Origin of the sequence: uncultured Martelella sp. (assembly GCF_963677965.2) — a bacterium.
In the GTDB taxonomy this organism is placed as follows: Bacteria; Pseudomonadota; Alphaproteobacteria; order Rhizobiales; family Rhizobiaceae; genus Martelella; species Martelella mangrovi.
On record NZ_CAXXFM010000001.1, the window covers coordinates 1,010,343 to 1,023,498 of the forward strand.

Here is a 13,156-nt window from a genome sequence, read left to right on the forward strand (position 1 = left end):
GGGTTTGCAAGACCTTTGTTGCGCGCCGTGGCCATCCCGGTGCGCAACATCTGCGCTCTGATTACCGGCCTCTGATACTATTGGAGAAACCGGCGGAAATAGCGCAGGGAGATGGCAAACAGAATGGCCGCGATGGCCGCAAGCCACAGCATTTGCGGCCAGACCACATCCAGCCCCGCGCCGCGAAACAGGATCGACTGCGCAAGGATGACGTAGTGCGTGTTGGGCGCAGCCAGCATGATGTTCTGCACGATGTCCGGCATCGATTCACGGGGGGTCTGGGAGCCTGAAAGGATCTGAAGCGGCAGCAACACTAGGATCATCATGATCCCGAATTGCGGCATCGTTTTTGCAAACGTCGCCAGCAATATCCCGAGCGATGCGGTGGCAAACAAATGCAGGGCCGTGCCGACCAGAAACAGCGTCAGCGATCCCTGAAGCGGGATGCCCAGCACCCAGCCGCACATAACCACGGTGGCAAAGAGCGTGCCGAGCAGCACCACAAGGCTCATCGACCATAATTTGCTGACCATGATTTCCAGTGCCGTCACCGGCATGACCAGAAGATGCTCGATCGTGCCGTGCTCGCGCTCACGGATCAGCGCGGCGCCGGGCAGGATCAGCGCCAGCAGCGTCACGCTGTTGGAAACACCCATCACGGCCTGAAACCAGCCGCTGTTGAGAACCGGATTGAACCGCGCGCGCAGCACCAGTTCAGCCGGCGGAGGCTGGCCGCTCCCGCCGGGATCGACAAACGCCGCCACCTCGTCGGAAACGATGGTCTGCACATAGCCCGCGCCGGAAAAGGCCTGGGTCATCTGCGTGGCATCGACATTGAGCTGAATTTCCGGGCGCTTGCCCGCCAGAACATCGCTCTGGAAATTCGGCGGAATATCGAGAGCGAAGGTGTCCAGCCCCTCATCCATGCGCCGGTCCATTTCATCCCACCCGATAATCGAAGGCTCGGAAAAATAGGGCGGCTGAAAGGCATGAATGATCCGCGTCGACAGCGGCGAGCCGTCTTCATCGACAATGGCGATCGGTGCGTGGTTCAGCACTTCGCTTTCCATCTGTGCCGACGACTGAATCTGAAAGGTGAAGGAAAACAGGATCAGAAACATCATGATCGGATCGCGCAGAAGCCCGCGGATTTCCTTGATGCCCAGTTGCAGCACATTGCCGAAATCCATCCTATTTCTCCTGCTTTCGCATCAGCAGCACGCCAATGCCGATCAGGACGGGGATCGACAGCGCCAGCGGCATCAGCGTTCCCGAAAGCTCGGCAAATCCAAGCCCCTTGGAAAAGGCGCCGCGGGAAATCGTCATGAAATGCGTCGTCGGATATATTTTCGAAATCACGGAACTGATGCCGGTGAGCGACGAAACGGGTGAAATCATGCCCGAAAACTGCACGGCCGGCAGCAGCGTTCCAAGCGCCGTCGCAAAAATGGCGGCAAGCTGGCTTTTCACGAATGCCGAGATCACCAGCCCCATGGCGGTCGCCGCCGACACGTAAAGAACACCGGCGGCAAAGAAGAAAACGCGGTCTCCGGTAAACGGCACCCTGAACAGCAGGATCGCCATCGCCGTCAGCAGTGCGAAATTGAGGATGGCGATCACCGTATAGGGGATCAGCTTTCCAAGCAGGAATTCCAGCCGGGTCACCGGCGTCACATAAAGATTGGTGATCGACCCCAGTTCCCGTTCACGCACCACCGACAGCGTCGAAAGCATTGCCGGGATCAGCAGCAACAGCAGAGGAATGACGGCAGGCACCATGGCGACAAGGCTCTTGACGTCGGGGTTATAGCGATAGCGCAATTGCAGGGCGAAGTCCCCGGCCACGGCGTCGGCGCCGAACTCGCTGCGCATCCGGTCGGTCAGCCAGCTCTGATACATGCCCTGCACATAGCCCCTGACCGTCTCGGCGCGCGTCGGGTTCGAACCGTCAAACCAGCCTCCGATCCCAACGGGCCCGCCGCGCATCAGATCGCGGCCGAAACCCGGCGGAATTTCCAGCGCAAGGTCCAGACCGCCCGCGCGCATCCGGTGATCCATCTGCGCATAGTCCGTCAGCGGCTCCTGTTCGATGAAATAGCGCGATCCGGCAATCTGGTCGGTAAAGTCGCGGCTGATGGAGGAATCGTCATAGTCGAGAACGGCGAAGGTCAGATCCTCGACATCCATGTTGATGCCATAGCCGATCACCAGCATCAGGATCAGCGATCCGAGGATCGCCAGCGCGCTGCGGATCGGGTCGCGCCGCAATTCCAGGGATTCGCGCATCGCATAGCTGAACATGCGGCGCGGGTCGAACCGGGGCGCCCTGGCCGTGGCGGCCTCCGGCTGCGCTTCAACCGGGGTTTCTTCGGCGACGGAAACGTCTTCTCCGGTCGCCTCTTCGAGATAGCTGATGAATGCTTCTTCCAGCGATGCCGCCCCGCTGGCGCTGATGATATCGTCCGGCCGGTCCGAAACCAGCACCTGACCGGCATGCATCAGCGAAATCCGGTCGCAAAGCGCCGCCTCGTTCATGAAATGCGTCGACACGAAGATCGTCACGCCCTCGCCGCGCGACAGTTCCGCAAGATGGCGCCAGAACACATCGCGGGCCACCGGGTCGACCCCGGATGTCGGTTCGTCGAGAATCAGAATATCTGGTGCATGGATCATCGCGACAGCAAGAGACAGGCGCTGGCGGATGCCGAGAGGAAGCGCGTCGGGCCGGGCGTCCATCACGCCCGACAGTTCGAAGCGGTCGGCCATTTCGGCAATACGGGCGGGTATTAACGCCGCATCCAGCCTGAAAAGCCGCGCATGCATGTCGAGGTTCTGCGCGACCGTCAGCTCGCTGTAGAGCGAAAACGACTGGCTCATATAACCGATACGCCGGCGGACAGCGAGATCATGGGGATCGACCGGCGAACCGAACAGTTTTGCTGTGCCTTCGCTGACCGGAAGAAGGCCGGTCAGCATTTTCATCGTCGTGGTCTTGCCGCAGCCATTGGACCCGAGAAATCCGAAAATCTCACCCTTGGCGATCTGGAAGCTGACATGGTCAACAGCCGTAAAATCCCCGAAACGCTTGGTCAGGCCTTCGGCTTCTATGGCGAAATCGCCGCCGTCATGTTCGGCCATCGGCGGTATCGTCACGCCTTCATGGCCCCGGCGATTTTCCTCGGGCAGGAGCGCGATAAAGGCTTTGTCGAGGTCGCGCGTACCCGTCTGCGTCATCAGATCGGCGGGCGAGCCGGTGGCAAGCACACGGCCCGCATTCATCGCCACCAGCCAGTCAAAACGGGTCGCTTCCTCCATATAAGCGGTCGCGACGATGACGCTCATGCCCGGCCGACCGGCGCGAATATGATCGATCAGCTCCCAGAACTGGCGGCGCGAAAGCGGATCGACACCGGTGGTCGGCTCATCGAGGATCAGAAGGTCGGGATCGTGGATCAGCGCGCAGCACAGGCCCAGTTTCTGTTTCATGCCGCCGGAGAGATTGCCCGCCGGGCGGTCGCGGAAGGCTTCCAGCCCGGTTGCGGTGAGCAGTTGCGCGATACGCGCCTCGCGTTCGGCACGCGCGTGGCCGAAAAGGCGGCCGAAGAAATCGACATTCTCGAAGACCGACAGCGTGTGGTAGAGATTTTTCCCCAGCCCCTGCGGCATATAGGCAATGCGCGGGCAGACGGCCTGACGGTGGCCGGCCGAGCGCATATCGCCGCCCAGAACATGCAGCCCGCCCGCCTGCAATGCCCGCGCTCCGGAGATCAGCGCCAGAAGAGAAGACTTGCCGACACCATCGGGGCCGATCAGGCCGACCATTTTTCCCGCCGGAACAGCAAGCGAAACATCGTCCAGCGCCTGAACCCTGCGATAGGACAGGCTCACGTCCTCAACTGTTACGACCGGATCGGTATCAGTCATTGGATCAGGTTCTGCTGCAGGAAGTCCGGCCATTCGGCATCGGGGGCGAGCTTGACATAGGCCATGCCGGGCAGGCCGGTTTTCACCTGCGTCATATATTGTTCCAGCAATTCAGGCGCGATCCGCGCCCTGACACGGAAGGCCAGTTTCAGTCGCTCCTCCTCGGTTTCCACCGTTCGCGGGGTGAACTGGGCGGTGTCGGAAACGAACGAGACGGTCGCCGGAATGACAATATCAGGCGCGGCATCCATGATGAGGCGCACTTCGGAGCCAAGCGCCACGCGGCCTGCTTCTGCCGTCGGCAGGAATATATTCATATAGACGTCCGACACGTCGATCATGTTGATGACGCGGCCGCCCGATCCGATGACCTCTCCGGGCTCGGCCAGCCGGTACTGAACCCGCCCGTCGCGTGGGGCCACGAGGGTGGCATCGGCAATCTGCACGTCGATGCGCGCCACCGAGGCTTTGGCCGCCGTCACCGCAGCCTGGGCATCGACCACCTGCGCCCGGGCCGAGGTGATGGCCGCTTTTGCAGCGGCAACCGATGCCCGCGCAGAGGCAAGCGCCGCATTGGCGCGGCGCTCGGCGGAACGGTCATCATCAAGAACCTGCCGGGAAATCGTTTCGCGCGCGGCAAGCTGCTCCGAGCGCTCAAGCCGTGCGGCGGCGGCATCCAGCTCGGCCTGCCGGACATCGACATTCGCCTGCGCGGCATCCAGTTCCGCATTGCGCTGTTCGACGATGCTTTCGGCGGTTTCAATCGCGATTTCCGCGCGGCGCTGCTGCGCCTGCGCTTCGGCTTTCTGCGCTTCCAACTCGGCGGTATCCATCCGGGCCAGGGTCTCGCCTGCCACGACAAAATCGCCTTCCCGTGGGAAAACGGCTTCGATGCGGCCGCCGGTCTTGGCGGCGACATCGATGTCAACGGCTTCCAGACGTCCGTTGCCGCGGGCAATGCCCTCCGGCATGTCACTCGTACTGGCCTGCTGCCAGATAAACCAGCCGGCGCCGCCGGCCATCAATATTGCAACAACGAACCATTTCAGACGTGTCTTCATCTCACTCCCCACACAGCGCCCGGCGCCAGTCTCGTATCAGTCCTCCGAACCGGACTGAAGTTTCAGTTCATCGGCTGGCGGTGTCCCGGAAGCAGGCACGGATGCGATTTCCGCCCCGCAGAATTGCGCTGTTGCATCTTGAATTTTCCGCAGATATTGCCGAATGGCCTCAAGCTCTCTGTCGCTCAGGCCTTTCGTAGCCTCGGTATGACGCTCATGCAGGATACGATAGAGCCTGAGCGGTTCGGCAACAGCGGCTTCATTCAGCGTCACCAGAACGCCGCGCCGGTCTGCGGGATTGGGCACCCTGGCAATGAAACCGCCGTTTTCCAGCCGGGTCAGCAAGGCCGAAACCGCACCGGATGTCAGCCCCAGAAAACCCGACAGATCCTTCGGGCTCATCGGTTTTCCGGCATCGCTCAGCACGCAAACCGCCCTGAAATCCGTGGCATGCATTCCGCTCGAACTCGCCGAGCGGGCATAGCAAATCTCGATCTGCTGGATCAGGCCCAGAAGCGCAATTCCGGTTTCGCGGACGCCGGCATTCCTGTCATCGAAACTCTTCATAATTTTATTTAATCATAAAGTATCTTGACAGTGAAGCTAAATACGACCGTCACGAACCCATGCGCGGCCCCTGCGCCTGACCATGCGTCAGAATGCCGGTCAGTGCGACAATTTCGCGTTCGAGCGTTTCCATCGGCACACCGACGAACCGGTTTTCAACGCTGATGGCGATAACGCCGTGAACCGCGCCGAAAAAGGTGCGGGCGCGATCGGTGATCTCTTCCGGGCTGGCATCGGGCATCAGCCGGGCAAGCGGCGCGGCAATCTTTGCCATCAGCGCGGCGACTTCCTCGTCCAGCCAGACCGGAACCGTTGCGCCTGCCGGCATGTGATGCTCGAACAAAGCGGCCCAGAGATTGCGGTTTGCGGCGACAAAGCGCAGATAGGCCAGCCCGAGCGCCTCGAAGGCGCGGTCATCGGCCACACCTGCAAGAGCCGTATCCATCTCCGCCTCGATTGCCTGCAATGTCTGGAAATTGACGTGCAGGATCAGCGTGTCGATATCATCGAAAATCGTGTAGAGGCTGCCGAGCGCGCATCCCGTCTTCGCGGCGATGTCGCGGGCACGCAATCCCTTCAGCCCGCCCTCGGCAATCAGCGACCGCGTTGCCGCGATCAGCGCCGATTTGAGTGCATCGCGTTTGGCTTCCCGCTTTCCGGCCATCGCCCCGATCTCCAAAAAAGAACAATGTTCATTTTTATCTTGAACAATGTTCATAAATTTCATATACAGATTCCTGAACAATGTTCATACAATGACCTGTGACGATGTTCAAGCCGGCAGCCAAAGCCGTAAACACCGGGAGCGGCCATTCATCGCACCGCCATTTCGAAAGAGGAACCATGACGGATCATCTGATGACATCGCGGCGGTTTGCGCCGCTGTTCTGGACGCAGTTTCTGTCGGCGTTCAACGATAACTTCCTGAAAAACACCCTCGTGCTTTTCGTGCTGTTCAAGTTGACCGAAGAAGCCGCAGCGCCGCTGATTTCGCTGGCAGGCGCGCTGTTCGTTCTGCCGTTTCTGGCGCTTTCGGCCACCGGCGGCGAAATGGCCGACCGCTTCGACAAGGCGGTGATGGCCGAACGGCTGAAGCTGGCCGAAATCGGCGCGGCGGCCGTCGCTGTTGCCGGCCTTGCCCTTTCCTCCGTTGCGGTGCTGATGCTGGCACTGGTCCTGTTCGGCATTGTCTCGGCGCTGTTCGGGCCGGTGAAATACGGCATCCTGCCGGATCATCTGGAAAAAAGCGCCCTGCCGCGCGCCAATGCCTGGATCGAGGGGGCGACCTTCATCGCGATCCTGGGCGGCACCATCATTGCCGGCATCGCGGCCGCCGACGGTGTCCGTCTCTGGCTTTTCGCCCCGATGATGATGACGCTGGCCGTCGGTTGCTGGCTGGCCAGCCGTTTCATCCCGAAAACCGGGGCCAAAGCGCCGGATCTGGCGCTGGACAGGAATATATTCCGGGTAAGCTGGCGGCTTGTCGGAGAGCTGAAGGCGGATAGCCGGATCTGGCGCGCCGCACTGATGGCGTCCTGGTTCTGGTTTGTCGGCGCCGTCATTCTTTCGCTGCTGCCGCCCGTCGTCAAGAACACGCTCGGCGGCGACCAGATTGCGATTACCGCCTATCTCGCCGTCTTCGCCGTTTCCATCGGCATCGGGTCGGCAATGGCCGCATGGATGTCTTCGGGCCGCATCGTCTTGCTGCCCGCGCCTTTCGGCACGGCACTGGTTGCGCTTTTCGGCCTGCATCTGGCCTGGAATATCGCGAGTGCGGGCACATTGCCACCATCGGCCACGCTTGCCGGCTTTTTTGCCCACCCGGTCAATCTCGTCATTGCAGTCGACCTTGCCGGCATGGCCACTGCTGGGGCCTTTCTGGTGGTCCCCACCTTTGCAGCACTTCAGGCATGGTCGCATGAAGACCATCGCGCCCGGGTCATCGGCGCCACCAATGTGCTGACGGCGGCCTTCACCACGGTTGGCGGCGCGCTTGTCGCAGCACTTCAGGCGGCAGGCGTTGCAATTCCCGTCCTGCTTGTCGGCCTTGCGGCCCTCAACGGCGTTGCGGCCTGGCTGATGCTGCGAACCCTGCCGACCAATGCGTTTCGCGATTTCGTCTCGATCCTGTTTCGCGCCTTCCTTCGCCTTGAGGTGAAGGGGCTTGAAAACCTCGACAAGGCCGGGGCCAATCCCATTCTGGCGCTCAACCACGTATCGCTGCTCGACGGGCCGCTGGCGCTGACGCTGCTGGACCGCGATCCGGTGTTTGCGGTCGACTACAAGACCGCGCGGATCTGGTGGATCCGCCCCTTCCTGAAAATGTGCAATTTCATGCCGCTCGACCCGTCGCGGCCGATGGCGACCCGCACGCTGATCCGTTCCGTCAACGACGGCAATCCGCTGGTGATCTTTCCCGAAGGCCGTCTGACGGTCACCGGCAGCCTGATGAAGGTGTATGACGGCGCGGCCATGGTGGCCGACAAGACCGGCTCCATGGTGGTTCCGGTCCGCATCGACGGGCTGGAAAAGAGCTATTTTTCGCGCCTGACCGGCCGCAATGTCCGCCGTCGCCTGTTTCCCAAGGTGAAGGTCACCATTCTGGAGCCGGTGCGACTTTCAGTCGGTGACAACCTGTTTGGCCGCAAACGCCGCATGGCAGCCGGCGCAGCACTTTACCAGATCATGTCGCAGATGCTGTTTGAGACCACATCGACATCATCGACCCTGATGGATCGCGTGATCGAAACAGCAAAAGAGCGCGGTTTCGGCAAACAGGCGATCGAGGACCCGATCACCGGAAAAATGTCCTATGGCCGGCTCCTGACCGCGGCAGCCGTGCTTGGCGGCAAATTCCGGGACATGTTTGCAGATGACAGCAATATCGGCGTGCTGCTGCCCAATGCCAATGGCACCGTCGCCACCACGCTCGGGCTGATTTCCGCCGGAAAAGTGCCTGCCATGCTGAACTTCACCGCCGGCGCGTCCAATCTGGTCTCCGCCTGCAAGGCCGCCGACCTGCGCGTGGTGCTGACCTTACGGGCCTTTGTCGAACAGGGACGGCTTGAAAGCGTCATTGCGGCTTTGGAGGAACAGGTGACGATCATCTATCTGGATGATCTGCGCGCCACACTTGGCGCCCGCGACAAGCTTGCCGGCCGCCTTCGCCGGGCAAGGCCGCTGGTCCGGCGCAAGCCGGATGACCCTGCGGTTATTCTGTTCACCTCCGGCTCGGAAGGCACGCCCAAGGGCGTGGTGTTGACCAATCGCAACATCCTGGCCAACGCGGCACAGGCGGCTTCGCGCATCGATTTCACGCCGGGCGACAAGGTGTTCAACATCCTGCCCGCCTTCCACGCATTCGGCCTGACGGCAGGCACGTTCCTGCCGCTGACATCGGGCGTGCCCATCTATCTCTATCCCTCGCCGCTGCATTACCGCATCGTTCCGGAACTGATCTACAGCTCCAATGCGACCATCATTTTCGGAACGGATACCTTCCTCAACGGCTATGCCCGCACCGCCCATCCCTATGACATGCGCTCGATCCGCTATTGTTTTGCCGGCGCCGAACCCGTCAGGCCGTCGACCCGCACGCTTTATATGGAAAAATTCGGCGTGCGTATTCTGGAAGGCTACGGCGTCACCGAGGCCGCGCCCGTTATCGCCATCAATACGCCGATGTACAACAAGGGCGGAACCGTCGGAAAGATCATGCCGGGCATGGAATATCGGCTCGATCCGGTGCCCGGCATCGACGAAGGCGGACGCCTGTTCGTGCGTGGCGACAATGTCATGGCCGGTTATCTGCGTGCCGAAAATCCGGGCAGGATCGACGTGCCGGAAGGCGGCTGGCACGACACGGGCGATATCGTCACGATCGATGAGGACGGCTTCATCACCATCCGTGGCCGCGCCAAACGCTTCGCCAAGATCGGCGGGGAAATGATCTCGCTGGCAGCCGTCGAGGCGGCGGCCGGTTCGCTGTGGCCGGACAATCTCAGCGTCGTGATCGCCGTTGCCGATCCGAAGAAGGGCGAACGGCTGGTTCTGCTCACCGATGCGTCGGGCGCCACGCGTGAGGACTTCGCCCGCCACGCCCGCGCACAGGGGCTTGCCGACCTGATGATACCGGCAGAACTGCGCATCGGCACCGTGCCGGTCACCGGCTCCGGCAAGATCGATCTGGTCGCCGCCGAACGTCAGGTCCGCGGTGAAGCGTAGCAAAGCACGGCATCCTCCGGGACATCGCGGCGCGCCCTCGTCTATGGTATCTGCTCTGGTATCGGCGCGCCGCTCAGCGACGCTTCAGGCTGGCAACGGCCGTATCGACCGGGGTATCGCCATCGGTCAGCTCCAGGAACTCGCGGCGAATTTCGGGATGCTCGATCAGGCTTGCGAGCACGCGCGCAACATTGCCGCGGGCAACATTGCCATAAGGCACGGCCGGGCCAAGACTGACCCTGCCGTCACCGTCTTCATGCACCAGCGTGCCGGGGCGCAGGATAACCCAGTCGAGGTCCGAGGACGCAACCGCCACATCGGCGCGTTTCTTCTCGCGCATGTAATGCTCGAAGCGGTCGTTGCGGTCACGCGACCGCCCGGCTTCGGGAAAGGCGGAAACGAGGTAGAACCGGGAAATCCCCAGCCTGCGGGCCGCAGCCACCAGCTTGATCGGCGCATCGCCGTCAATCGTCGTGGTGCGGTCGAGCCCGCTTCCCGCCGCGCCCGCCGAAAACACGATCGCATCGCAGCCCTCGGCGACGCGGACAAAATCGTCCTCGTCCATCTCCATGATATCGCCGGAAACCGGCGTCGCCCCTGCCGCCGTGATTGCAGCGGCCTGCTCGGCCTTGCGGTGAAGGCCGACAACCGAATGTCCGTTTTCAACAAGTAAGGGAAGAAGCCGGTGCCCAATGCCGCCGGTCGCGCCGATCACGAGTATTTTCATGATATCGAATCCTGCGTGTGGTTTGCTTTAAATCCTGATCACTCGGCTTCTTATGTCGTAAGCGGCAATGCTGAAATCAACCACATCGCAGAACCGCCGGCGTTAACCGGGCCACAAGGCGCATATCGGAAAGGCAGACAGCCGTCAGTCCGGCGAGGCAAGCGGCGGATCACTTTCGCCTTCAACCAGTTCGAGCGGCCATATCCTGTTCTTGGGAACATCCTGATAGCCTTCGGCAAAGGCCGGCAGGTTGGACAGCAGCATCTCCGCGAGCATGCGGCCGAGCGCATCGAGATCGAGACGGAAGCAGGTCAGCCTCGGCAGCAGAAACCGGCCGACGGGACTTTCGCGTTCGGCGATCACGGCAAGATCGCGACCCGGCACCAAACCGGCCTCGCCAAGCCGGCGATAGAGCCCGACCGACATCAGTTCGGCATTGAGGACGATCGCTGTCGGCCGTTTCTTGCTGGCAAGCAGCTTTTCGCCGACGCGATAACCGCCCTCCTCCAGCGCCTGCTCGTAGAAGATATAATCCGGCTCCTCCTGCAGGCCGCATTTGGCAAGGCCGGCGCGGTACCCCTCCAGAAACAGCTTGCCGAGATTGACATCCGAGGCCGGCGCCGCGATGGCGATGCGCCGGTGGCCGCGCTCGAAAAGGCGCAAGACCGCACGTTCGGCAATGCCTTCGAAATCAAGGTCCACCCAGTTGTTGCCGGGCAACGCCGAATCGCTGCGTCCGAGGGACACGAAAGGCATGCCTGCCGTCGTCAGAAAGGCAAAACGCGGATCCTTGACCCGGGTCGCGGTAATGATCATCGCATCGACGAGGCGTCGCGCCACCATGCGCCTCAGAAAAGCATCGTAATTTTCCTCCCGCGGACAGAGGAGCAGGACCAGGTCAAGTCCGTGGCGGGAAAGAACGTTCTGAAGACCGGCAATGACCAACGGGAAAAAGTTCTCGTTGCCCGCACCCACGGACGAACCGTGATTGAGCACGAGGCCGATGGTCTTGCTCGCGCCCTGCCTGAGGCTGCGACCGGCCTGATTGGGAACATAGCCCAGATCTTCCGCCGCAGCCAGAACACGGCGCCGCGTTTCCGCATTGACATCGCTTTTCCCGTTCAGTGCTCGCGACACCGTACCCGTTGAAATCTGCAGATGCTCGGCGAGCTGACGGATACCCTTCATTCGATTTTGCCCCCTTGATGAACGTACCTCTATTGACACTTCACGCAGACGAGGTCTATTATCGTAAACGTTTACGACGCGTGTTTCGAGCGTTTTCCGCTTCCGAAAGGCTTTTTCAGCCGGCCGGACATGTCGAAACAAGGCTGGGAGGAAAAGCCTGAACACACGCCAGACAACCGCCTTTGTTTTTTTGAATTGAGGTTTTTCGGGAGGTACTTGTGAAAAATATACGTACAATCGCCTATGCATCTGTCGCTGCGGTAAGCCTGTCGCTTGCGCTGCCGGCACTTGCTCAGGATCCGGTCAACATTCAGCTTTGGGCGGTTGACCGTCCGGACCAGCCTGCACCGCAGCTGATCGATGAATTCAACGAAAGCCAGGACGAAATCCACGTTGAATACCGCCAGCTCCAGTTCTCCGATCTTCTGAGCGACGTGATGCGCGCTTATGCCGTCGGCAAGGCGCCTGACATCTATGCCGTCGATGTGCCGTTCAACGCCATGATGGCGTCCAAGGGCGCACTGATGGACCTCACCGAGATGGTCGAGAATTCCGACGTCATCAACATTGATGATTACTATCCCGGCCCGGTTGAATCGGCGACCTGGGACGGCAAGCTTTACGGCGTTCCGAAATCAACGAACACCATCGCCCTGTTCTACAATGAAGACATGTTCGAGGCTGCCGGCATTGATGAGCCGCCGCAGACCTGGGATGAGCTCTATCAGGACGCACAGGCGCTGACGGACAAGGACGCGGGCGTCTACGGCCTCGCATTCTCCGCGCAGGCCAATGAAGAAGGCACGTTCCAGTTCCTGCCATGGGTCCAGATGGCCGGTGGCAGCTGGGATGACGTCAACGGCCCCGGCGCGGTCGAAGCCCTGACGCTGTGGAAGAAGTTCCTCGATGAGGGACTGGCCTCACCGGACACGATCAGCCGCAGCCAGTGGGTCTCGACATCGACCTTCATCAGCGGCAATGCCGCGATGGCGATTTCAGGCCCCTGGGAGCTTGACCGCATGGTGCGCGAAGCCGATTTCAACTGGAACGTCGCACTGCTGCCCGTTCCCGAAGAAGGTGCGCCGCGTTCATCGGCCATGGGCGATTACAACTGGGTTCTGTTCAAGTCGACCGAACACCCGGAAGAAACCTTCAAGGTTCTGGAATATATCGCCTCCAAGGACCCGGAAATGTTCCAGCGCTTCGGTCAGTTGCCCCCGGAAGACAATGTTGAGATCCCTTCCACCGGCAATGAAGAACTCGACCAGGCTCTGTCAACGTTCCAGGAACAGCTGAAATATGCCCAGCCGCGTGGTCCGTCGCCGGAATGGCCTGCAATTTCCAAGGCTGTTCAGGATGCGCTTCAGGCTGCTTTGACCGGTTCCCAGACGCCGCAGCAGGCGCTTGATGCCGCTCAGGCAAAAATCGACAAAGTCACCAACTAATCCCAAGGCGTGACCGTCAC

9 protein-coding genes are annotated in these 13,156 nt (G+C 61.1%); 2 read left to right on the forward strand and 7 right to left on the reverse strand.

The annotated features are described in order from the left end of the window. Positions 1 to 77 precede the first annotated feature (77 nt). Genes ACHZCU_RS04920 through ACHZCU_RS04940 form a run of 5 tightly spaced genes read right to left on the reverse strand, consistent with a single transcriptional unit; the run spans position 78 to position 6,216 of the window. Positions 78 to 1,190 carry an ABC transporter permease gene (locus tag ACHZCU_RS04920; RefSeq protein ID WP_319517885.1) on the reverse strand — a complete coding sequence of 371 codons (1,113 nt, stop codon included), beginning with the start codon at positions 1,188 to 1,190 and terminating at the stop codon, positions 78 to 80. A 1-nt stretch (position 1,191) separates the two neighbouring features. Then, a complete protein-coding gene (rbbA, locus tag ACHZCU_RS04925) occupies positions 1,192 to 3,957 on the reverse strand; it encodes a ribosome-associated ATPase/putative transporter RbbA (protein WP_394706020.1) in 2,766 nt (921 codons plus the stop codon). Beyond that, the gene (locus ACHZCU_RS04930; protein WP_319517887.1) at positions 3,921 to 4,985 is read right to left on the reverse strand and encodes an HlyD family efflux transporter periplasmic adaptor subunit; all 1,065 of its coding nucleotides are present in this window, start codon (positions 4,983 to 4,985) and stop codon (positions 3,921 to 3,923) included. The genes rbbA and ACHZCU_RS04930 overlap by 37 nt, the downstream gene beginning before the upstream one ends. Before the next feature lie 36 nt (positions 4,986 to 5,021). Then, on the reverse strand, positions 5,022 to 5,552 hold the full coding sequence (locus ACHZCU_RS04935) for a MarR family transcriptional regulator (RefSeq protein ID WP_319517888.1): 531 nt from the start codon (positions 5,550 to 5,552) through the stop codon (positions 5,022 to 5,024). Positions 5,553 to 5,601: 49 nt separating this feature from the next. Next, the gene (locus ACHZCU_RS04940; RefSeq protein WP_319517889.1) at positions 5,602 to 6,216 is read right to left on the reverse strand and encodes a WHG domain-containing protein; all 615 of its coding nucleotides are present in this window, start codon (positions 6,214 to 6,216) and stop codon (positions 5,602 to 5,604) included. A 179-nt stretch (positions 6,217 to 6,395) separates the two neighbouring features. Between ACHZCU_RS04940 and ACHZCU_RS04945 the strand changes: the two genes are divergently transcribed. After that, on the forward strand, positions 6,396 to 9,776 hold the full coding sequence (locus tag ACHZCU_RS04945; RefSeq protein ID WP_319517890.1) for an acyl-[ACP]--phospholipid O-acyltransferase: 3,381 nt from the start codon (positions 6,396 to 6,398) through the stop codon (positions 9,774 to 9,776). A gap of 73 nt (positions 9,777 to 9,849) precedes the next feature. Here ACHZCU_RS04945 and ACHZCU_RS04950 read toward each other — a convergent pair whose 3' ends face one another. Together ACHZCU_RS04950 and ACHZCU_RS04955 are read right to left on the reverse strand one after the other, a co-directional pair. After that, a complete protein-coding gene (locus ACHZCU_RS04950) occupies positions 9,850 to 10,503 on the reverse strand; it encodes an NAD(P)H-binding protein (RefSeq protein ID WP_319517891.1) in 654 nt (217 codons plus the stop codon). Between the two features lie 144 nt (positions 10,504 to 10,647). Beyond that, positions 10,648 to 11,691 (reverse strand): LacI family DNA-binding transcriptional regulator, encoded by a 1,044-nt coding sequence (locus ACHZCU_RS04955; RefSeq protein WP_319517892.1) that lies wholly within the window; start codon positions 11,689 to 11,691, stop codon positions 10,648 to 10,650. Positions 11,692 to 11,909: 218 nt separating this feature from the next. On the opposite strand from ACHZCU_RS04955, the gene ACHZCU_RS04960 reads away from it, so the two are divergent. Beyond that, positions 11,910 to 13,136, forward strand: coding sequence for an ABC transporter substrate-binding protein (locus tag ACHZCU_RS04960; RefSeq protein WP_394706021.1), 1,227 nt, complete (start codon positions 11,910 to 11,912; stop codon positions 13,134 to 13,136). Positions 13,137 to 13,156: the final 20 nt, after the last annotated feature.

Bases quoted from the DNA above. Each gene is read 5' to 3' on its own strand.
- ACHZCU_RS04920 (WP_319517885.1), bottom strand. From the start codon at position 1,190: ATGGATTTCGGCAATGTGCTGCAACTGGGCATCAAGGAAATCCGCGGG.
- rbbA (WP_394706020.1), bottom strand. From the start codon at position 3,957: ATGGCCGGACTTCCTGCAGCAGAACCTGATCCAATGACTGATACCGAT.
- ACHZCU_RS04930 (WP_319517887.1), bottom strand. From the start codon at position 4,985: ATGAAGACACGTCTGAAATGGTTCGTTGTTGCAATATTGATGGCCGGC.
- ACHZCU_RS04935 (WP_319517888.1), bottom strand. From the start codon at position 5,552: ATGAAGAGTTTCGATGACAGGAATGCCGGCGTCCGCGAAACCGGAATT.
- ACHZCU_RS04940 (WP_319517889.1), bottom strand. From the start codon at position 6,216: ATGGCCGGAAAGCGGGAAGCCAAACGCGATGCACTCAAATCGGCGCTG.
- ACHZCU_RS04945 (WP_319517890.1), top strand. From the start codon at position 6,396: ATGACGGATCATCTGATGACATCGCGGCGGTTTGCGCCGCTGTTCTGG.
- ACHZCU_RS04950 (WP_319517891.1), bottom strand. From the start codon at position 10,503: ATGAAAATACTCGTGATCGGCGCGACCGGCGGCATTGGGCACCGGCTT.
- ACHZCU_RS04955 (WP_319517892.1), bottom strand. From the start codon at position 11,691: ATGAAGGGTATCCGTCAGCTCGCCGAGCATCTGCAGATTTCAACGGGT.